Here is a 21,920-nt window from a genome sequence, read left to right as displayed (position 1 = left end):
CCCCCACTCCCCTCAACTACCTGAATTACTTCTTTTGAAAATACTCTTCCATAACTTTTAAAGCCATCGGTGCAGCAATGCTACCACCGCCACCGCCGGAATGTTCGGCAAATGCTACAATTAAAATCTCCGGTTTATCAGCTGGCGCATAACCACCAAACCAAGCATGATTTGCTTTGACACCTTGACGCTTCCATGCTTCAGCGGTGCCAGTTTTACCAGCTACTGGGGGAAGTGTTGCCACATTCAAAGCCTTGCCGGTACCTTCTGTGACTACCTGACGCAATCCAGAACGGAGAATTTTGACGGTTGATGGTTTCATATTTACAGGTTCGCGCCAACTTTTTGCTTCTTGATTGTCTTTAAGCAAATGTGGCTGAACTCTATAGCCACCATTAGCAGGTACGGCAAACATGCCGGCGACTTGCAACGGTGTGCTTAATAGTGCCCCTTGACCAATTGACATATTAATGCTGTCGCCAACAGTCCAAGGCATTTTCCAAGTTTTCTGTTTCCATGACTCGTCTGGAACAAAGCCTTTGGATTCTTCAGAAGCGAACTCAAACCCAGTTTTTTCACCAAATCCAAACTTACGAGTCCATTCAATTAAAGTTTGACCACCGACCTTCTGACCAATTTGGTAGAAAAACGTATCGCTACTGTTAGCGATCGCTCCCGTAAATCCCAACGGACCAAAGCCTTTATGGTTCCATTCACCAAATCTAGTCCCACCGAAAGTCAGGGAACCGTAAGTTTGCAATATTGTATCAGGAGAAAATTTACCCGATTCCAACCCAGCTGCCGTAGTCACAATTTTAAAAGTACTAGCAGGGGGATAAGCTCGCAAAGCGCGATTCAGCAAAGGATAATCTTCACCTTGTACCGTCTGCCAATCTTTTTTAGTAACTTTTTGCTTAGAAAAGATATTTGGGTCAAAGGTAGGATGAGACACCATTGCCAAAACCGCACCGTTGTTTGGGTCAAGTGCGATAATCGTACCGTTGCGACCTCCTAAAGCTTTTTCTGCTGCTTTTTGCAAATCCACATCTATAGTCAAGTGCAAATCGTGACCAGCTTTTGCCTGTTTCTCGCCCAAAACCCGCAGCGGACGACCTCTACCATCAACTTCTATCTGCTGACCCCCCCATTCCCCCCGTAGCGTTTTCTCATACGCTTTTTCTACCCCCATCTGACCGATCGCATCTCCTAATCGGTAGCCGTCTTTTTTCTTTTCTTGCAACTGTTCAGGAGTCAGTTCCCGCGTATAACCGAGTACATGAGCCAAGGCTTTACCGTGCGGGTAGTAGCGAACTGCTTCGGTATGTATTTCTACATCGTGGAGTTCATTTTCATACTCCTTCAATGCAGTAACTTGCGCTTCATTTAAATCACGAGCAATCCGCACTAACGAAGAAGAGCTAAAACCAGCCTGTTGTAGTTTCTTTTCAATTTCTTCTTGGGGAATATCGAGAATTTGCGATAAACGCGGTGCAACTTTGCGCCATTCTTCTTTAGTATGAGCCATAGGCCACAAATACACAGACCGAGGATAGCGAGTACTAGCTAAAAGTTTGCCATTGCGGTCAAAAATGTTGCCTCGTTCTGGTTGTTTGGGAATTATCCGAATCCGGTTGGACTCTGCTTGCTTGCGGTGCTGCGTTCCTTCAATAATTTGTAAATATACCAAACGAGAACCCATTCCACCGATCATTAATAAAGTAAATACGATGAAGAATATTGACTTAAAACCCCGTCCGACTGTGAGTGTATCTTTTTTCTTGCCAAGCCATAATCGTAATGGGGTCATAATATTAAGAGTAATATCTAAATAAATCTTCTTTGTATATAATTCAACAAAATTGTCACTCTGTCAGGTAAAGTCCCACACAGGATGTATTGGAAAAACAACAGGGTAACTATCATAATTTTCTATCAGTAGTGAGCACTTTAGTGCTCTCTTTAAGCACTAAAGTGCTCACTACACAAATTAACGCGATGGATCGCTAGCCTCCTGTTTTGCACCTTCAACTACAGGTTTCTGATACTTGCCTGGATACTTCGATTGAAAATACGCTTCCAGCACTTGTAAAACCATCGGTCCACAATCGGTTCCGCCATGTCCCCCGGAGTTTTCGCCAAACGCTACAACCGCAATTTCCGGCTTATCGCTGGGAGAATAGGCACCAAACCAAGTGTGATTTGGACGACCAACACCAGCTTCAGCGGTGCCACTCTTTCCCGATGATGGGGCAATTGTTGGTACGTTCAAACGCTGACCCGTCCCCTCAGTTACCACCTTCCGCAGACCATCGCGGAGAACTTTGATGGTTGTCGGTTTCATATTTAAGGATGTGCGCCAGTTTTTTGCTTGTTCGTTGTCTTTGAGCAAATGCGGCTGTACGCGGTATCCACCATTAGCAGGAACAGAAAACATAATTGCTGATTGCAGTGGTGTTACTTGCAAAGCGCCTTGACCAATGGACATATTTATGCTGTCGCCGACAGTCCAGGGTGTCTTCCAAACTTTCTGTTTCCATGACTCGTCTGGAACCAAGCCTTTTGATTCTTCCGAAGCAAACTCAATGCCGGTTCTTTGACCAAAGCCATATTTGCGACTCCATTCAATCAAAGTTGGACCACCGACTCTTCTACCAACTTGATAGAAAAAGGTATCACTACTCATAGCGATCGCTCTCGGAAATCCCAATGGACCAAATCCAGAGTGGTTCCATTCACCAAAAGTCACCCCACCAACAGTTAGCGAGCCGAAAGTTTGCAACACTGTATCCGGAGTAAATTTACCTGATTCTAACCCTGCCGACGTAGTGATAATTTTAAAAGTACTGGCTGGTGGAAAAGCGCTGAGGGTGCGATTTACCAACGGATGATCTTTACCTTGTAAGGTTTGCCAGTCTTTTTTAGTAACTTTTTGCTTAGAAAAGATATTTGGGTCAAAGGTAGGATAAGACACCATTGCCAAAACAGCACCATTCCTCGGATCGATTGCCACAATTCCACCTTTAGTAGTGCCTAAAGCTTTTGCCGCTGCCTTTTGCACTTCAATATCTATAGTCAAGTGCAAATCGTTACCAGCTTTTGCCTGTTTCTCTCCCAATACCCGCAACGGACGACCTCTGCCATCTACTTCTACCTGCTGACCACCCCATTCACCCCGCAGTGTTTTTTCATACGCCTTTTCTATCCCCATCTGACCAATTACATCTCCCAGTCTGTAGCCATCTTTGACTCTTTCTGTCAACTGAACCGCAGTCAATTCTCGCGTATAACCTAGCACATGAGCTAAGGCTTGATAGTGGGGATAATAACGCACTGCTTCCGTATGAATTTCTACATTTTTTAGTTCGCTTTCATACTCTTTGAGTGCCGTAATTTGTGCTTCGTTCAAATTGCGAGCAATCCGTACAAGTGAGGAAGAGTTAGGCCCTGCCTGTATAAGTTTCTCTTCAATCTCATCTTGAGGAATTTCCAGAATTTTAGATAGACGGGGGGCAACAATTGACCACTCTGGTTTCGTGTGAGCCATAGGCCACAAGTAGACAGAGCGAGGATAGCGAGTACTAGCTAAAAGTTTGCCATTGCGGTCAAAAATGTTACCTCTTTCTGGCTGCTTGGAAATAATTCTAATTCGGTTTGCCTCTGCTCGTTTCCGGAGTTGTGGTCCTTGAACAATTTCTAAATATCCCAAACGAGCGGCAACACCAGTTATCATCACCAGGGTAAATATGATGAAAAATATTGACTGAGAACTTCGTCCGACTGTACGTGTATCTTTTTTACCGCCAAGTTTAAAGGATTGTAAGATAGACATAAGACAAATAAAAATTTCGAGATTAGCATTAACTGTATACAATTGCGCTAAATACCGCGCAGGACAAGAGTGCAAATTTAGGGACTGGGGACGCCTTTGGACTAGGTAATACTAGATTTTATTCAAAAATAGTACCCCGTCATGGCGACGTTCGCGTAGCGCGACCACAGGAGAAGGAAGCAATCTCATTGACTATGACATACCACAAGAGAACGCAACTTGGTATAAGAATTATAAATAAAGAATTTTCAGCCATTTTGCATTCATTAAATATCCACTAAGAGTGTTCCCAATCACCAATACCTTGTTTTTCGTGGATACAATAAACCAAAGTGTGATGTGTAGTCTGCTTTGCACCCATACTACATTAATTGACAAAATCTAGTATTATCACGGTAGTCTAGTGAGAATTATGGCTCAAACTTTAACGCAAAATCAGGGGGGGATAGGGGCTTTTGAGTCGCTTGATGTGGAACTGCATGATGTTTTTAAGTTTTTTAACTCTGAACCAGCGGTACACGGAATAAATTTGGATGTGAAACAGGGAGAATTTTTTAGTATTCTCGGTCCATCCGGTTGCGGCAAAACAACTACACTCCGTTTAATTGCTGGGTTTGAAAGGGTGGATGCTGGCAAGCTATTGATTCGAGGTCAGTATATGACTAATGTCCCTGCTTACCGGCGACCTGTAAATACTGTATTTCAAAGCTACGCTCTATTCAACCATTTGAATGTGTGGGATAACATTGGCTTCGGTCTGCGTTTGCGGAAATTAGGCAAATCAGAAATTGAAAGTAGAGTTAAAGATGCTTTAAAGCTAGTGAAAATGGAAAGTTTGCGATCGCGCTTTCCTAGTCAATTATCAGGTGGTCAACAACAGAGGGTAGCATTAGCACGGGCATTAGTCAATCGTCCCACAGTGTTGTTGCTGGATGAACCTTTGGGAGCCTTAGATTTAAAACTCCGTAAAGAAATGCAGGTTGAACTATCAAATTTACACAAAGATTTGGGGTTGACCTTCATCATGGTGACACATGACCAAGAAGAAGCGCTATCTTTGAGCGATCGCATTGCAGTGATGAATCAAGGCAAAATTGAACAAATTGGTACTCCCAGCCAAATTTACGAACATCCTCAAACACCGTTTGTCGCTGATTTTATTGGTGATACTAATTTGTTCAGCGGTGAAATTGCGGCAGTAGACCCTGTTGCTGTGCGAATTATGACAAAATCAGGACTTTCAATTGTTGTCAACCGCTTTGAAGATACACCAACTGAATTATCCCAAGCAGTGATGGTGAGTGTGCGTCCAGAAAAAATTCAACTCTCACTTTATCCACCAAATTTACCGACTAACTGCTTTGAAGGACGACTTGGTAACATCATGTATTTGGGAACCCACGTTAATTACGTTGTGGAATTAACCAATGGTGTCACTATCACTGTTTTGCAACCCAATACCTTTGGCAGCTTACCAGACCGTGACAAACCAATTTACGTCTGGTGGGCAGAAACTGACTGTTTAGCTATTAGTCCATAGTCAAGAGTCAAGAGTCTAATGACTAAAAGAAGAGAATTTTTAAAAGGGGTTGCAGCGCTTTCTAGTTCATCTTTGACTGGTTGTGGCTGGAGACTTGCCCAAGTGCGAGCTAATTCTACCAACAAAGGTTCCCGTGACCAATTATATATCTACACCTGGACGCAATATACCGATCCAGAATTGCTGCAAAGTTTTACTAACCAATTTGGTGTAAAAGTGCTTGCAGATGTGTATGATTCTAATGATGTGATGTTAGCTAAATTGCAAGCTAGTGGAGGTGGTACTTACAGCACGATTTACCCATCTGACTACATGGTGCAGAAGATGGTTAACTTGGGGTTGTTAGCAGAAATAAAACGCGATCGCTTGACTGGTCTTGATAATTTATTTCCCCAATTTAAAAATCCCACTTACGATCCCAATAACCGCTACAGTATCCCCTTTAATTGGGGGACGACTGGTTTACTTTATAATTCAGAAATACTCAATCCACCACCCAAAGATTGGGACTATCTTTGGCAGAACCAAAAGCAATTATCAAAGCGGATGACGTTGTTAAATGATGTGCGGGAGGTAATGGGTGCAACTTTGAAAATGCTGGGTTATTCCTTCAACTCAAAAAACGAAAGTGAAATTAAACAAGCTTATGAAAAATTGAAAACTCTCAAAAGTGCGATCGCTGCTTTTGATACCGATGCATGGCGAAATCAAATTTTGGCAGGAGATTTAGTCTTGGCAATGTGTTACTCAGCAGATGGGGTAAAAATGACTCAAGAAAATCCTCAACTCAAATATGTAACTCCCCGCAGTGGTTCTTCGTTATGGACTGATACAATTGTAATTCCCAAAACAGCCCCGAATATTGATGGAGCTTATGCCTGGATTAACTTTCTCTTACAACCAAAAGTAGCCGCACAAATCAGTGAACGTTTGAACATTGCTACCCCCAATCGCGCAGGATTTGAGCAATTACCAAAAAGTTTACAGAACAATACAACTTTATTTCCCTCAGAGTCGGTTTTAGAGAAGTGCGAACGCGCAACTCCTTTGGGGCAATTTGAAGAAGTTTACGAACGCTACTGGACACAATTAACCAGCGGCTAAAATAGTTAAGAGTGAGGAGTGAGGAGTTAGGAGTGAGTAATTAAGAATTATAATAGATAAAAGAAAATAATTGATTTAATGAAAACTGCCAACTCCTAACTTTTAATTGCCAACTCCTAACTTTTAATTCCTAACTCCTAACTTTTAATTCCTAACTCCTAACTTTTAATTCCCAACTCCTAACTTTTAATTGCCAACTCCTAACTTTTAATTCCCAACTCCTAACTTAATCCTGTGTCTAGTCAAACTGGTCGTTCTCAACTAAATTCGTCAAGCGACATCGCTAAATTGCCAAAAGTGCATCGCTCAAATTTTAACTGGTTGCAACCTTTGGCATTACTTGCGCCATCTGGCGTTTGGTTGTTACTTTTGTTGGTATTACCAACACTGATAATTTTTGAATTAAGTTTAGTACCGGATATTCGACCGGGGAATTTAGTAAATCCGAGTGGATTCAATAATTATATTCGGATATTTGACCCACTTTATCTGCAAGTAATTAAGCGATCGCTTTTTTTGGCGATCGCCACGACAATAATTTGTTTAATTTTCGCTTTACCCGTCGCCTATTGGATTGCTCAAATAGCCCCTAGACGTTGGCGAAATTTACTTTTATTAGGCTTTGTTTTACCTTTGTGGACTTCTTCTTTACTTCGTTCTTATGCTTGGATTACAATTTTGCGTCCAACTGGTTTAATTAACAGTTTACTTAGCAATTTAGGTTTACCAACTTTAGATTTATTAAACCAGGATTCAGCAGTATTAATTGGCATGAGCTACGGCTTATTGCCTTATATGGTTTTAATTCTATATGCCTCTTTAGAAAAACTAGACAAGCGCTTGTTAGAAGCAGCAGCAGATTTAGGTGCAAATCCTCTCCAAACTTTTTGGCAAGTGACTGTACCGCAAACTTTGCCAGGAATAGCTGCTGGTTCAATGTTAGTATTTATAACCGGATTGGGGGATTTTGTCGATCCAGAATTACTCGGTGGTGCTTCGAGTATGACAGCTGCAAGATTGATTTATAACCAGTTTCTCGGCTCTACGCAAAATTGGGGCTTTGGTTCAGCTTTAAGTATGGCAATAATTTTATTTGTGGGTATAGCGATCGCGCTTTTGATTAAGTTTGGTGATGGTTCACCAAAACGGTAAAAATTTTCTAGATTCACAAATTCATCAAGAGGCTTTTTCTTGAGGAGGAAAAAGTTTTATGTCAGCGATCGCAAGAAGGCAGAGAGATTTTCTACGCAATTATCCTTAGTTTTACATAAAAAGAGGTTCCCTTGACGATCCGCATGGAATGCTGTTCCAAGAATTATTGAGAGTTATTAGGGAGACACCTCCTCGATTTTTTTTATGGAGATAAGGGGATATTCTCCGCTGCACTTCTATTAATGATTCATCACAAACTGAGTCAAATCATCAACATCGCTGCTAATTAAATCCTCGACAGTAGAGAGAAACTCATTCTCTAAATAAGGCTTAGTTAAATAAGCATTTGCACCTAATGCATGTGCCAATTGGCGATGTTTTTCTGCACTGCGAGAAGTAAGAACTACTACAGGTTTTTTGATCAATTTTGGGTTTTGACGGATATTACTTAATAACTCAAAACCATTCATTCGGGGCATTTCCAAATCGGAAATTATAACCTGAATTTCGGGATGCTGCTCCAACTTTTCTAAAGCATCTACACCATTTTCGGCTTGTAATACTTGGTAGCCAGATTTTTGTAACGTGAGAGAAAGAGTTTGGCGCAGACTAATTGCATCATCTACTACTAAAATTACTTTTACTGAGTTGTTATTTAGCGTTAATTGACTAGGCTGCTTGCTTGCAGCAGATGGATTGAGTAGCAGTGTAGTAGAACCAATTAAACCTGATAAAGGTAAAGCTTTTTTATTTAACAAATGCGCTGTTGGCTGCGTCGTAACATCAAGTGTTGCCTGCATTTCGCCAGACTGTAACAGCAGCGCACTATCAATTACTAAGATGAGAGTACCATTCGCTAAACTACTACAACCATAAACATATTTTGGGGGAGCGATCGCATTTCCTAAAGGTCTAATTACCAGCTCTTGTTCGCCGATTATTTGGTCAACTTCTAAACCCAAAACTTCTTGATTTCGCCGTAGCAAAAGTACAGGATTAGACTTTACTACTGTGTCATAATTCGTTGGGTGATTTTGCGATATACTCCCGCTAGCAAATGAACCATTATAGTTTATCAACTCTGAAAATTTACGCAGACTCACCATCCGCTCATCCTTACCTGTGTTCCAGTGCAAGACTTTTTTGCTTTCAAATTCCTTGATTTGCTCACTAGAGGGAATCAATATTTTTTCAATACTATCCAACAACAAGGCATATATAGCAACCCCCGCTTGAACTAACATTAATCGGTCGGTAGTCATAGAAAAAGGAATTTTAAGTGTAAAATTTGTTCCTTGATTGGGCAATGATTGAACTGAAATAGAACCATTAAGTGCCAGCAATTGAGAGCGTACAATATCCAATCCCATACCGCGTCCAGAAATTTCACTCACCTTCCCAGCGGTGGAAAATCCCGGTGAAAACATCAGTTCTAATAGAACTGATTCAGTCGGGTTATAAGTATAGCCTCTAGCTTGATCGTCAGCGGATATAAGACCTAATTCAATCGCTTTATGATGAATTTTGTCGAAGTTCAAACCTTGACCATCATCGCGAACTTCAATGATAGTTTGACTACCTTGATGATAAGCACGAATTTCAATAACACCTTGTTCAGGTTTTTGGCGATCGCGTCGAACTTCTGGAGATTCAATCCCGTGGTCAAAAGCATTACGTACCAACTGCAATAAAGGATCGTATAGTTTTTCGGCGATCGCTTTATCCACTAACACAGCTGTTCCAGTAAGTTTCAATTCTACAATTTTGCTATAGACATTCCCCAAATTCTGTACCATCTGGGGAAAACGCTCCAGGATATTACCCAAAGGTAACATCCGTGCTTCCACGAGATTATCAATAATACCTAATGCCAAACGCTGTTTTTTGTCGTGAATTTGAATCGATTGTCTGAGCAGTAAATCAAGGCATTCTGTAGTTTCTTGCAGTTGCAGTGTCTCTTCTAAAGCTGAATACAATACCAGATTAAATTCTGTATATTCATCCATTTCCAAAGAGTCGAAGTCCACCGTTGAAAAATTTTGTCTATTTTGTCGAGGGAAATTTTGCAACTGTAGTGGTAAATCGCGTAATTGATTTAAAGTGGTTTGGTGTCTGTTAATTTGCTGGAATAATTGTTCAATTTTTTCTGTGAGTTTTTCATCCTGCAAAGTCCGGCGTTTGTGGTAAATTAGTAATTCTCCCGCCAGATAATTGAGGCGTTGCAGTCCCTCTACATCCACTCTCACAAATGAACGTTGCCGATAAGTTTTAGTTTTAGTAGGCTGGAGTTTTTCTTCTATTTGTCTGTTAATATTTGCAGTTAAATCAGGGACGACTTCAGCAATTGTTTCTAGAATATCTATTTTTTTGGGCTGACTAACAGTTAATAATTCCGTGTTTTCGTCAAGGTAGTAATTGTTACTTTCAACTTGAGTTTGCGTTGTTAAAACTTTAGTAGCATGGGTAATTTCTTCTCCCCATATTCCCTCTAGAGTGTTGTCTGTCGATTCTAGAGGTGTAGGTGTAGATATTTTTTTTATTTCTAACAGTTTTTGTAATTTATTATGATCAAGCCATTTTTTTTCTTGGGCAGTGACAAAAGGATAATTTTTATATTCTTTTGCTAATTTACTAATTTTATTTTGTAGTAATTGAATTACTGGTATATCGCTCTCAGCGTTTTGACACTGATATTTAGCAACGGCAAGAATAATAGTTAAAATTACGCCTTGACGGTAAAGACGTAAGCTCTGGGTATCTTCTTCATCTTCCAAAAATTCCCAAAATTCTTTTAGCCAATTTTCCAGATAATTGACCGGATTATTTACATCTGATTTAGGAATAAGCAGAGCCAAACTCAATTCTTGCTCAACAATGTCTTTTTCATGATTAAACCATCCGAGAATGTAGCGAATTACTTTTAAATAAAACTTGGCAACTACTGGTTGTAACAGTGGATTATTACCTTGTTGGGTAAAATATTTGTATAATTTTTGAATTTCGGTTCTTAAAGATGTCGTGACAACTGATGATAAAGGATAGTTTATAGAAGATTTGTCTGGTAGTTCATTTTTTACATCACTTGAATCAGTAACTGACAGCTTATCACCTGCTAGTGTTGTGAATTTTTGCAAAGCTAAAGAAGGTTCTCCACCACGAGAGCGATCGCCTGCTAAAATTGCTTCTCGTGCTTGCTGCAAATCTGCAACCGCAATTTCCCCAACCTGACGCGCTTGAGTGGGGTTAGTTTCCAACGCAGCAAGAATTGTTTGGGCAAGTTCTCCAAACCCAGGCAAATTTAGAGATTCTGCCAAACCGATAAATACCTCAGCCTGAGAACGTAAGAAATTGATAAGTTCAGCATTGTCTGATGGATCTTTAATAATTTCCACCATACTTTCTAAACGTTGTCCAACTCCGACTTCAAAGACAGACTGAACAATATCAAATCCCAATTCTATCGAAGTAGGAATATAAGTTTCAGCGCCAAAAGCATCACCCAGTTTTTCTTGCAATTGTGCAAACACTGAAGCAGCTCGTTGAAGAATTTCTTCATCATTAACATAAGTTCCGTTAAGTTCTGCCGTTAATGGTAAGCGCAGACATTCATAAGCTTGCAATAAAAGAGTTTGTAATTCAGTATCTATAACCACATCTGGGTTATAAAGAGCCTTAAATACATCTTCTAAATAATGAGCGACAGTTTTAATTACCTCTAGTTCAACGTTAGCGGCTCCCCCTTTTATTGTATGAGTTGCTCGCATTAAATTATGTATTTTAGCAGTACTATAACCTGCTGATAAGCTGAACAGTTCTTGCTCAAGAGTTTGAAGCAACTCTGGTGCTTCAGTTAAAAAGTAAATGTAGCCTTGTTGGCGAATTGAAGGATCTGCGATCATAAGTGGGGAGTGGGGAGTGGGGAGTGGGGAGTGGGGAGTGGGGAGTGGGGAGTGGGGAGTGGGGAGTCCAGCGCCGTGCGCGGGTTAAGAGCGTTGAGGCGACTGGCTCTCCCGTTGGGGGAATGGGGAATGGGGGTAAGACTTGATCGGCACTCTATTTGCTTCGTTCAAAATTTCTTCCCCTACTCCCTACTCCCTACTCCCTACTCCCTACTCCCTTTTTCTCTAAAGAACGAATTAGAGCGCGAAGCAGTTTTCCTACAGATTCAGATTTATTCAAAATTGGATTAACTGCTTGAGTTGTTGTCAGTCCAACCCCGGCTCTGGCTGAGAGTAGCAGGTGAGTTTCTAGCTCTTTGAGAGAGCCTTGCGCTATTCGGAGATGTCTTATGTATTCTGCTCGATACTCCCGCCCATAGCCCTCGGCGACATTAGCTGGAATTGACGCAGATGCTCGACGAATCTGTGAAGTCATTCCGTAAAGTTCGTCTTTTGGAAATGTCCTCGTTAGTTGATAGCAAGCTTCAGCTAAATTCATTCCTTCTTGCCAAACTTGTAAATCCTGATAAGAGCGAATTTCACAATTTGCCATTTCTTTCCCCACTCCCTACTCCCTACTCCCTACTCCCTGCTTTTTTAATTAACTTTAAACTTACTTGCACTCGCCAATAATTCTTGCGCCATTCCTGATAATTCTTGAAAAACAGTGGCAATTTCGTTAGCTTCTGTGGAAGTATTGTTAGCAATTGTTGCTACATCCTTCATTGAAGCTGTTACCGATACAGATTGCGCCATTTGTGTTTGGGTAGCTTTGGTAATTTGCTGTAGTAATTGACTAATTTCAGCAGTAGCCGCTACAATCGCATTCAAGTTTTGCCGAGTTTCATTCACCAGATTTGTACCTTCTACAACCTGCTGAATCCCTGTTTCCATTGCGACTGCAACTTCCCCAGTTTCAGCTTGAATTTCTTGGACTAATTTTTCAATTTCTATCGTTGCTGCGGCTGATTGACGAGACAAAGAACGTACTTCATCAGCTACAACTGCAAAGCCTTTGCCATATTCACCTGCACGAGTCGCTTCAATGGCAGCATTCAGAGCTAATACGTTTGTCTGCGTGGCAAAATTACTAATCAAATTCACCACTTTGGAGATTTTCTGTGAAGATTCACTCAGACGTTTAATCTTTTTGCTGGTTTGAGCAACAGTTTCGCGGATTCCTTGGATTGCTTCTACAGTCCGGTTCATCGCTGCATCGCCAGATTCAACAGTTTGGTTGGCTTGTTGCACTGTTACTTTTACCAACTCTGCATTAGCGACCACACCTTGAGTCGAGTCAACCATCTGTTGAATCTCGCTTAAAGCTTCAGTAATTTCTTCGGACTGTTGCTTTGCCAGGGTTGTTAGTGTCGTCAGTGAAGCATCGCTGTTACTAGAGGTTTGGGCGACTTGTTGAGCGGCTGACTGCACCTGGATGACAATTTGCCGCAGGGCTTGGAGGGTATTATTGTAAGCGTCGGCGATGGTGCCTAACTCGTCTTCTGTAATTGGCGCACGCACGGTCAAATCTCCATCGAGTGCGGGTCTGACTGCACTGAGTAACTGCATGGCTCCTTTCTGCAATAGCTCTTTGGCAGCTTTGTCTTTTGCTGCTGCTTCTGTTAGTTGTGTCGATTGTGTTTGTAGTTGTTGCAGATATTCAGCTTGTTGTAATGCTATCCCCAACTGGTCGCCAATTTGTGCTAGTAATTTGACTTCTGATTCTTCCCATTCACGCGGACTCTTATTTTCGTAAGCTGCTAACATTCCCCAGAGTTTTTGTCCTTGGAAAATCGGAACGATCGCATAAGCTTTAGCTTCATACTCTTCCAAAACCCCTATGTAACAAGCCGAAAATCCCGCTTTGTAGATATCTGCAACCGCATAGGTTTGTTTATGACGGAATCTCCCACCTTGAGTTTCTTGTAAGTATGTGTCTGCGATAGAAGTGCTGTTTGCCTGTTGTAGTTTGCTACTTTGAATCAGCGTTTGCATTGCATTGCAATTACTAACGCTTTCTTGCAAGCGTAAGATTTTATACTGCTTTTCTACCAGATTGCTCCAGTTAGTAGTCACAGATTCAGAAATAAATTCGCCACTCCAATCTGGGTTGAAACGATAAACGGCTACACGGTCGGTGTTAAGTAGCGATCGCACTTCTTTTGTGGATGTAGTGAAAATCGTTTCAATGTCTGGGGATTGTCTGATTTTATCAATGATTTTGGCAACAGCGCGATCGCGTTCTGCTGTCAAAGCGACTTCGCGAGATTGTCGCTGCAACTGCTCTAAAGTTTCTGCTTGTTGCATAGCTACTCCTAGCAACACAGCAATCTGTGTCATTACATTTACTTCAAACTCTTCCCAATGTCTGCTTTGCGAGTTTTGATAACTAGCTAGCAATCCCCAAAGTTTACCTTCTTTAAAAATCGGAACAGTCAGATAAGCCTTTGCCTCAAATTGTTCTAGAAGTTCAATGTAGCAAGCAGGAAACCCAGCTTTGTAGATATCATCGACGACAAAACTAGTTTTCTGTTGATAACGACCTCCTTTATTTTCTTGTAAATAAGTATCTTTAATATTGATTCCTGCAAGAGTCCGTATGGTATTGCAATCCCCGTTATTTTGTAGAGAGCTTTTCTGGAATTTTTGTTCTTTAAAAGGAATCCAATTTTTGTTAACAGATTCCGCCACAAATTCGCCACTAAAATCAGGATTGAAGCGATAAACTACGGTGCGATCTACTTGCAATAATCGGCGAACTTCAGCCGCTGTCGTTTGCAAAATAGTAGCAAATGCGGAAGATTCTGTAACTTTTTCTGCTAGTACTTCTCCAATTTTGCGAGTGAGGAAAATTAAATTTTGCTGACGTTCTGCTGTGCGAGCAAGTTTTTGAGATTGTTCTTGAGTTTGTTGGATATATTCTACTTGTGAGACAGCTATGCCAAATTGCACAGCAATTTGAGTTAACAAATTGACTTCCCTAACTTGCCAATTTCGAGTTTTTGAGTTTTGATAAGCTGCTAGCAAACCCCATAATTTTTGCCCAGAAAATACAGGAACAATCATATATGCCTTCGCTTCAAATTGTTCCAACACGTCTAGATGACAAGGAGAATGACCGACTTGATAAATGTCATTAACTACAAATGGTTCATTGTTGCGGTAACGTCCTCCCTGAGTTTCTTGTAGGTGAGTATCTTCCCAAACAGTTGTGATACCTTGTCCTACCAATTTTACCCAACTATTAGCTACAGACTCAGCGACAAATTCGCCACTAAAATCGGGGTTGAAGCGATATACTGCTACGCGATCGCATTGTAATAATTGACGTACTTCTTGAGTAGTTGTTTTGAAAATAGCATCTACACCTAAGGTTTGTCGGATGCGATTGATTACCTTGGTTAAAGCTGTTTCTTGTTCAGCTATCTGAGTTAATTCCTCAGATTTTAATCGCACTTGTTCTAAATTTTCTACTTGTGATACTGCTACAGCAAAATTTACCCCAAACTGATTCAATAATTGAACTTCCCAAGCTTGCCAATCACGAGTTACTGAGTTTTGATAAGCTGCTAGTAATCCCCATAATTTTGTACCAGAAAATACAGGAACAATTACATATGCTTTGACTTCAAATTGTTCTAAAATGTCTAGATGGCAAAGGGAATGATTTGCTTGATAAATGTCATTGACAACAAAGGTTTCATTATTGCGGTAACGTCCCCCTTGAGTTTCTTGCAAGTGGGTATCTTCCCAGACAGTTTTAATTCCAGGTCCGACAACTTTCACCCATTCATTACCTACAGACTCAGCAATAAACTCACCACTCCAGTCAGAATTGAAGCGATATATTGCTACGCGATCGCATTCCAATAATTGACGTACTTCCTGAGTTGTTGTTTGAAAAATTCTATCAATACTTGATGCTCGTTGAATTTTATCAATGACTTTGGTAATAGATGTATGTTCTAGTTTTTGCTGTTGCAGTTTTTTTTCAAATTCAAAATCTTGTAATTTGTGGATAAACTCTGTGGTAATTTGAGATAACAAGCTAATTTCAACTTCTTGCCATTGACGTGGTGCAACGCAATTTTGAACTACTAGTAAGCCCCAAGTTTCACCTTTTAATAAAATCGGTATACTCAAACTTGCTTTGATTTGAAATTTATCCAGCAGTTGCAATTGATAGGGAGTGATTTCTATTTTATTTGTATCTTCGATAGCAAAAAATTCTTCTCCTAAATCATCTCGACTTGCAGCTAACCCAAAAATAATAGCTGGAAGTTTTTCGCTATTTGCAGGTGTCCACCCGACTGTTTTTGACTCTGCTAATACAACACCAGAATAATCAGAATCAAAACGATAAATGAGAACGCGATCGCACGGAATTTTTTCTCTAACTTGTGCAGTAGTTATTTTTACTAAGGCGTCTTGATCTGAAGCTTGACGTATTTGCGTTGCCATATCTTGCAACTGCCGTCGCCAACTTTTGAAATGCTGTTCGACAACGTTTAATTCCACCGATATTTGATTATTATAAATACTATTATCTATGTTATTGCTTACATTGTTATTTTCTAAATTTTTAGCATCAACAGCCTGATGACCGTTTTCTTTATTTTCTTGAAATAAATTTGTCATTTCATATACCTCGATTTTTTAAGAAAAAATTGCTATTATATATTTGGCAATCATTTTTGGAATTTCCCAAATTTTCAATTATGAATTTCCCAAATGGGAGCTTGAATAATTGCCGCAGCATCAACAGCAATAATCATCTCCTCTGAGTCATTAATGAAATATCCCTGCAAAAATTCTGACATTTCTCGTGAAAATAATTCAGCATTTGGGAATTTTATCTGCTTTGTATCTAGCCATTCAATATCGATAAGCTGGCGCACCAAAATTCCTAAAGATTTACCTTCGTTTTGCACCACAAGAGCCATCATTTTTGAGAGTAAATTTACCCCTTGGAAAAGTGGTGTATAACCGAGCATATCTTGTAAATCGACTAACCAAAGCATTTCGCCGCGCCAGTTGTAGATACCCAAAACGCAACTAGGCATTTGCGGTACACCACATATTTCCGTTAATGACACTTGCAATACTTCTGTAATATGCTGCAATGAAATTACAGCTGTATCTTTTGCACCTAAATTAAAACTTAAAAACTTTTGCTCTGAGTTCAAAGTTATTTATCCTTTGAAAATTGTATTTTGAGTAATTGACAATCATTAAATAAGTTGATTATTTTCCGGAAATGACATAAATAACTATTTAATTAACTGTTTTAACGTTACTACTAATTCTTCGGGATTTATCGGTTTAGAAAGATAAGCATCTGCTCCTAACATAGTGCCCCACATTTTATCGACATCACTATCTTTAGTGGAGCAAAAAACTACAGGTATTTTGCTAGTCATGGGATTATTTTTCAACTCTCGGCAAATTTCAAAGCCGCTTTTTCCAGGCAAAATTACGTCGAGAAGTATTAAATCTGGTTGATTGTGATTTAATTTTTCCTGAGCTTCTTCACTGGTTGTGGCACTAATCACAGAAAAACCTGCCTGTTGCAAGTAACCGCTGAGGATTTTCATATCGGTCAAACCGTCCTCAACTACTAAAACAGTATTCATGGTAATTACCTAATATAGTAAACAAAAAAATGAATTGTGTATTTAAATTAAACAAGTGCAAGTTTTTGCCTTTATCTAATTTTTATTCATCGTTTTTAAATTTGGCTAGCGTGAAAGTACTTAGGCTTCACAATTTTGTCGTTATAAATTAAAAAAGGATGGTTGGTGACGATACATAATCTCTTTACTTGTATTATTGAAAATTCAAAATGAGAGTTGAGGTCAGATTAAACTTTAGTTTTAAAGATGTTCTGCTATAGCTATGTTTCAGCGTAAACTTAATATTTAAAACTGACTTTCTGGTTAATAGTTTCATACATTATGGAAGATTAACTATCAATCCTTAATGACAAATCTGTAAATCAGATCCGCTCTTTACTGACGATTTAGATTGTACATACTTACGTACTACAGTCATTACCTTATCAGCGACTACTGGTTTTGTGATAAAGTCCGTAGAACCTACGACTTTGGCACGAACTCTATCAAACAAACCATCACTGCCTGTTAAGATAATCACGGGTGTGTTAGCGAAGACAGAAATTCGGCGTAACTGAGCGCAGATTTCATAACCACTGGCAACGGGCATTACTAAATCTAAGAAAATCAAGTCTGGCTTATGCTCAATTAGAATTGGTAGCGCTTGCACGGGATCTTGAATTTTGATACACCTCAGTCCGTTTGGGATCAGAATCTGTTCTAACATTAGACAGACCTGAGGGCTATCATCTACACAGGCTATCAATGGAGCTGTTGGGGTCTTTGGTTGTAGAGGAGTAGAGTTCTTTTTAACCTCGGTGACTGGTAAGGGCAAATCAGGTGCTTCTATCAGTTCAATGAGTCCTTTTAGTATATAGGGAAGTAAAGAACGGGCTACTGGCAGTACACTCTGCTTCATTTTGACTGCTAAATCTCGCAGAGTATATTTGCCGTTGATTAAAGTCACAAAGTTTTTGTAGACAGATTGGCTTACCTGCTGCTCGAGTTGCACTGGTCTTCGCAAAATTGGTGCTAAGTCAGGAGAAAAGCTCGCTAAACCAGCTTCAGACCAATTTTTCCACGTGTCTTGCATCAGCTTCAGAGACATATCTGCATTTGTGAAGCTCATTGGTGCCTCCAAGATAACTTCGGCGTTGCGATCGCAAGTAACAGAGGCAAAATTTGTTTGTTGAGCAAGGTCAAATAACAATTCTGTGACTGTATTTTCTACAATAGGGTTAATTTGCTCACGTTTTATTTTCTGTTTTTCATGCAACACTTCCAAGAGGCGATAACCCCAGTAGTCAATTGATATATCCTCAACCCGCAACGGCATTTTCTCTACATCAATTTCCGGACAATGTTGAGCCATATGTCTACGCCAGCGGCGAAACGGATGAGTTCCCCCTGTTGCCCAAACTATCCGTCCTAGCCGATAATAGAAACTCCATTGATGTCCCTTGGAACTTTTAATATTTAACTTGCCACTGTATTGCTGTTGAGTACAACTTTTAAATTCATCAAGTAAGTTATTCAGTACCATCAATTCCGGATGACTCATGCTTTATTCCTTTGATTAAAAAGTCAGCCCTTCAAAAAACATAATTAGCTATATAGCAAAGACTAAGCATCTTTTCAAAATACACTGGATACTGGCAAATTAATCCGGATTACATCCCTGCCGACATTTTACTAATCTAGGGGGTTTGCTAAATTTTAAGATCAAGATGCACTATATAGCCATGTATCATATTACTATTTTGCCAGTTGAACCAAATCCGTGTAAATCCTGATTTTTATTTTGAAGTTAATTTAAACATTTTAGATACATTGTATTATTCTGTTTAATTTGAAGATGAGTTAGGATTTGTTATATCTTTACTAAATAGTCTGATTTTATCAGACCTATTATAAATGAAGAGTGGAAAATGTTCAGTTATATAAAAAATAGTAAATAATATTTTTCTCAGTGCGGTTATATCTGAATGTTCACACTGACTCAACTACTTGATTTTGTATAAAAATAACTAAAGTTTGCAAAAAAGACAAAAGACAAGCTAAGTTGTTCAGCTTGCAATAGTTCTTGGGAGTGAAGGCATAAGCCCAATGTTGTATTAACTGGGTAAGGTTGAAAAATTCCGATATTAAATTATTTAAATTAATATATATATATATATTGATTTAGTTTGGCTAAAATCCTGTTTTTATAAGTAAAAATACGTAACATATATATATAAAGTAGCGCTTTATTCCCTGGGACAAGCGGACGCAATCGCGAACAGGCTAGAAGCCTAGGGGTACACAAACGAAGCCCACCTACGTGGGCTAATATAGTTCGTGGTTTTAGGAGATTTCTCCCTTTTTCTTTGTTGCCTCAATGGCTGCTCTGAGATTACTTTGATGTTCTGACAAGAGCCGATGGCCTTCCTCTTTTTCCAAACCAGTCCAATGCATTAATAGTGCTAATTTTACCCACTTGCCACTGCGTTCTAGTAACAAATTAGCGGCTTCACGGCTTAAGCCTGTAAGGTCTGACAAAATTCGCAAAGCGCGATCGCTTAACTTTTGATTTGTCACTGCTACATCAACCATGCGATTGCCATAAACCTTGCCCAGCTTGACCATCACTCCTGTAGAAATGATGTTTAAAGCTAGCTTTGTTGCTGTTCCAGCTTTTAAGCGAGTTGAACCAGCTAACACCTCAGGCCCTGTTAAGAGACGAATGTCAACATCGACATTAATCTGAACTTGATCCTCAGGGACACAAGCGATAAAAATGGTAGTGGCTCCGCGCTGACGAGCAGCATTGAGCGCACCATGAACAAAAGGTGTTGTACCGCCGGCGGTAATGCCGATGACTACATCTAGTTGTGTAATTTGTCGTTGAGCGATCGCTGCTTCTCCATCTTGCGATCGGTCTTCTAAATCTTCTGAACTGCGTACTAGTGCCCCTGCACCACCGGCAATTATCCCCTGTACTAACTCTGGAGGTGTACAAAAAGTTGGGGGACACTCGGCAGCGTCCAAGACTCCTAATCTACCACTAGTCCCCGCACCGACATAAAACAGGCGTCCTCCGTGACGCAAACGTTCTGCTGCGCGTTCAATCGTTTCGGCTAGCTGATTTTTCGCTTTTTCAACCGCAGCCACAGCTTTTTGGTCTTCGCTGTTAAACAATTCTACGAATTCCAAACAACTTAGCTGGTCTAAGTTTAGACTATTCGGATTTACCTGCTCGGTTAAAAGATGCCCGCGCTCCTGCAAATTTTGCATTGTCTACATCCGTTACATCTATTAATTATCCCTTAACTATTAACTGTCAGTTGTTTTTTGTCATCCAGTCAAGGGTCAAGGGTCAAGACTTTTTAGACTGTTAACTTTTGACTCTTGACAACCTCGATGTGAAAAAATATGACACGCAGCTTTAGTCCTAATTACAACAATCCTTCTAATTTTCGACGAATTGTGTCTATTTCCGAATCAGAAAAGTCTGGTTGTTCTTCTGAGGCTTGGTTGCGACGCTGGGATTCTTCATCAAAATTGTTCTGTTCCGGGGCATTTGGTTGCCAGTCGGTTTCTGGTACATTTATTTCTGGGGGAATGGCTAATTCGCCGTTTTCGGGGACGATTTCCCAGTCATAATTAGCACTTGCACAAAATTCTTTGATTTCTTCGGCGTTTACCGCTTCGACTGTGGGTGAGGCAAAATCCTGAGCTTCTAGCAACAAAGCATAGCGGGTAGCGTCGTCTTCTGACTCGAACATCAGAATTTTATCGAGATTGCCTACCCGAATCGAGTGAATTCCCTCATTTTCTGTTCGCGCATTAAAAATTAACACAAAAACACGCATGGGTGTAATCATCAGTCCTTTTATCTTGAATCTGTTCATTAAATTATGGCGCGATCGGGGAAAGGAAAAAGGGGATTTGAAGAGGGGGAAAGGGGAAATTACCAATTCTCAATGCCCAATTCCCAAATTCTTAAGATTTTCTTGACAGCCCGAATATCGCCCTACATAAAGCTATTAAGCGTTATTTCGCATTCATTCTTCTTTATACGCTATTTTTATCTATTCTGTATCACTGGCTGAGTTGGCGTATCCTGGTAATGACATGTCGAAATACTGTGTCTGTTAGCTTTATTCTGTGTCGCAGCTACATTCGGCGAGTAAATAGTAAAACCAAATGGCTAACTCTCCCCATCAAGATCCTAACTCTAATGCCCGTATTAATAAACGTTTTTGGTTTCTAGTCTTAAGTCGCGGTGGTATTGGCTTGGGTGGACTTTTATTGGTTGGACTTATCGGTGGTGCTTGGAGATTGTGGGTTTTTGTCCAAAAAGAGTTAGCACCCCTGGCAGAACAAAACCTTACCACTTCACTTAACCGTCCAGTTCAGCTGGGGAAAGTTAAAGGATTTTCTCTGACTGGAGTCAGCTTTGGATCTTCAGCAATTCCAGCAACACCTACAGATCCCGATCGAGTGGCAATTGGTGGAGTGGATGTAGGTTTTGATATCTTACAGTTACTCACAAAGCATACATTAAAGCTAGATGTCACTCTTGTCAATCCGGATCTCTACATAGAACAGGATCAACAAGGACGCTGGATTACTACAAACATAGCACCACCAACTAAAAGCGGCGCTATCAAGACTGATTTGGACAAAATTCGGTTTAGTAACGCCAAGTTGGTTTTGGCACCGTATCGAGAAGGAGGCAGGAGGCAGGGGACAGGGGGAGAGGG

14 protein-coding genes are annotated in these 21,920 nt (G+C 40.2%); 4 read left to right on the top strand and 10 right to left on the bottom strand.

The window, feature by feature from the left end; all coding sequences use genetic code 11:
- Window positions 1–25: 25 nt before the first annotated feature.
- Window positions 26–1,807: a penicillin-binding protein 2 gene (mrdA, locus tag OGM63_RS00955; RefSeq protein WP_263743624.1), complete on the bottom strand. Its 1,782-nt coding sequence runs from the start codon at window positions 1,805–1,807 to the stop codon at window positions 26–28.
- Between the two features lie 180 nt (window positions 1,808–1,987).
- Complete coding sequence (gene mrdA, locus OGM63_RS00950; RefSeq protein WP_263743623.1) at window positions 1,988–3,829, bottom strand: penicillin-binding protein 2; 1,842 nt, start codon at window positions 3,827–3,829, stop codon at window positions 1,988–1,990.
- Window positions 3,830–4,241: 412 nt separating this feature from the next.
- On the opposite strand from mrdA (OGM63_RS00950), the gene OGM63_RS00945 reads away from it, so the two are divergent.
- The 3 genes from OGM63_RS00945 to OGM63_RS00935 all read left to right on the top strand — a co-directional run bounded on the left by OGM63_RS00945 (window position 4,242) and on the right by OGM63_RS00935 (window position 7,625).
- On the top strand, window positions 4,242–5,369 hold the full coding sequence (locus tag OGM63_RS00945) for an ABC transporter ATP-binding protein (RefSeq protein WP_263743622.1): 1,128 nt from the start codon (window positions 4,242–4,244) through the stop codon (window positions 5,367–5,369).
- A gap of 18 nt (window positions 5,370–5,387) precedes the next feature.
- The gene (locus OGM63_RS00940) at window positions 5,388–6,473 is read left to right on the top strand and encodes a polyamine ABC transporter substrate-binding protein (protein WP_263743621.1); all 1,086 of its coding nucleotides are present in this window, start codon (window positions 5,388–5,390) and stop codon (window positions 6,471–6,473) included.
- Between the two features lie 279 nt (window positions 6,474–6,752).
- Window positions 6,753–7,625, top strand: coding sequence for an ABC transporter permease (locus OGM63_RS00935; RefSeq protein WP_263743626.1), 873 nt, complete (start codon window positions 6,753–6,755; stop codon window positions 7,623–7,625).
- Between the two features lie 239 nt (window positions 7,626–7,864).
- Here the strand turns inward: OGM63_RS00935 and OGM63_RS00930 are convergent, their stop codons facing one another.
- The 8 genes from OGM63_RS00930 to OGM63_RS00895 all read right to left on the bottom strand — a co-directional run bounded on the left by OGM63_RS00930 (window position 7,865) and on the right by OGM63_RS00895 (window position 21,026).
- The gene (locus tag OGM63_RS00930) at window positions 7,865–11,524 is read right to left on the bottom strand and encodes a hybrid sensor histidine kinase/response regulator (protein WP_263743620.1); all 3,660 of its coding nucleotides are present in this window, start codon (window positions 11,522–11,524) and stop codon (window positions 7,865–7,867) included.
- A 196-nt stretch (window positions 11,525–11,720) separates the two neighbouring features.
- Window positions 11,721–12,116 carry a four helix bundle protein gene (locus OGM63_RS00925; RefSeq protein WP_263743619.1) on the bottom strand — a complete coding sequence of 132 codons (396 nt, stop codon included), beginning with the start codon at window positions 12,114–12,116 and terminating at the stop codon, window positions 11,721–11,723.
- Between the two features lie 44 nt (window positions 12,117–12,160).
- Complete coding sequence (locus tag OGM63_RS00920) at window positions 12,161–16,201, bottom strand: GAF domain-containing protein (RefSeq protein WP_263743618.1); 4,041 nt, start codon at window positions 16,199–16,201, stop codon at window positions 12,161–12,163.
- Between the two features lie 74 nt (window positions 16,202–16,275).
- A complete protein-coding gene (locus tag OGM63_RS00915; RefSeq protein ID WP_263743617.1) occupies window positions 16,276–16,749 on the bottom strand; it encodes a chemotaxis protein CheW in 474 nt (157 codons plus the stop codon).
- Between the two features lie 84 nt (window positions 16,750–16,833).
- Window positions 16,834–17,196, bottom strand: a complete 363-nt coding sequence (locus OGM63_RS00910) for a response regulator transcription factor (protein WP_263743616.1) — start codon at window positions 17,194–17,196, stop codon at window positions 16,834–16,836.
- Window positions 17,197–17,539: 343 nt separating this feature from the next.
- Window positions 17,540–18,736, bottom strand: coding sequence for a response regulator (locus OGM63_RS00905; RefSeq protein WP_263743615.1), 1,197 nt, complete (start codon window positions 18,734–18,736; stop codon window positions 17,540–17,542).
- A gap of 782 nt (window positions 18,737–19,518) precedes the next feature.
- Entirely contained in the window at window positions 19,519–20,448 is a 930-nt protein-coding gene (gene murQ / locus OGM63_RS00900; protein ID WP_263743614.1) for an N-acetylmuramic acid 6-phosphate etherase, read from the bottom strand.
- Window positions 20,449–20,609: 161 nt separating this feature from the next.
- A complete protein-coding gene (locus tag OGM63_RS00895) occupies window positions 20,610–21,026 on the bottom strand; it encodes a DUF3110 domain-containing protein (RefSeq protein WP_263743625.1) in 417 nt (138 codons plus the stop codon).
- Window positions 21,027–21,360: 334 nt separating this feature from the next.
- Here OGM63_RS00895 and OGM63_RS00890 point away from each other — a divergent pair.
- Window positions 21,361–21,920, top strand: a 560-nt coding sequence (locus tag OGM63_RS00890; RefSeq protein ID WP_263743613.1) for a hypothetical protein, incomplete at its 3' end; no start/stop codon positions are given.

The organism is Plectonema radiosum NIES-515 (assembly GCF_025753815.1).
GTDB lineage: Bacteria > Cyanobacteriota > Cyanobacteriia > Cyanobacteriales > Nostocaceae > Hassallia > Hassallia radiosum_A.
The sequence above is the reverse complement of the archived record's forward strand: the minus strand, read 5'-3'. Positions and strand labels throughout refer to the sequence as shown.

What these genes read in the sequence shown, in the direction of transcription:
- mrdA (WP_263743624.1), bottom strand. Translation starts at nt 1,807, where the DNA reads ATGACCCCATTACGATTATGGCTTGGCAAGAAAAAAGATACACTCACA.
- mrdA (WP_263743623.1), bottom strand. Translation starts at nt 3,829, where the DNA reads ATGTCTATCTTACAATCCTTTAAACTTGGCGGTAAAAAAGATACACGT.
- OGM63_RS00945 (WP_263743622.1), top strand. Translation starts at nt 4,242, where the DNA reads ATGGCTCAAACTTTAACGCAAAATCAGGGGGGGATAGGGGCTTTTGAG.
- OGM63_RS00940 (WP_263743621.1), top strand. Translation starts at nt 5,388, where the DNA reads ATGACTAAAAGAAGAGAATTTTTAAAAGGGGTTGCAGCGCTTTCTAGT.
- OGM63_RS00930 (WP_263743620.1), bottom strand. Translation starts at nt 11,524, where the DNA reads ATGATCGCAGATCCTTCAATTCGCCAACAAGGCTACATTTACTTTTTA.
- OGM63_RS00925 (WP_263743619.1), bottom strand. Translation starts at nt 12,116, where the DNA reads ATGGCAAATTGTGAAATTCGCTCTTATCAGGATTTACAAGTTTGGCAA.
- OGM63_RS00920 (WP_263743618.1), bottom strand. Translation starts at nt 16,201, where the DNA reads ATGACAAATTTATTTCAAGAAAATAAAGAAAACGGTCATCAGGCTGTT.
- OGM63_RS00910 (WP_263743616.1), bottom strand. Translation starts at nt 17,196, where the DNA reads ATGAATACTGTTTTAGTAGTTGAGGACGGTTTGACCGATATGAAAATC.
- OGM63_RS00905 (WP_263743615.1), bottom strand. Translation starts at nt 18,736, where the DNA reads ATGAGTCATCCGGAATTGATGGTACTGAATAACTTACTTGATGAATTT.
- murQ (WP_263743614.1), bottom strand. Translation starts at nt 20,448, where the DNA reads ATGCAAAATTTGCAGGAGCGCGGGCATCTTTTAACCGAGCAGGTAAAT.
- OGM63_RS00895 (WP_263743625.1), bottom strand. Translation starts at nt 21,026, where the DNA reads ATGCGTGTTTTTGTGTTAATTTTTAATGCGCGAACAGAAAATGAGGGA.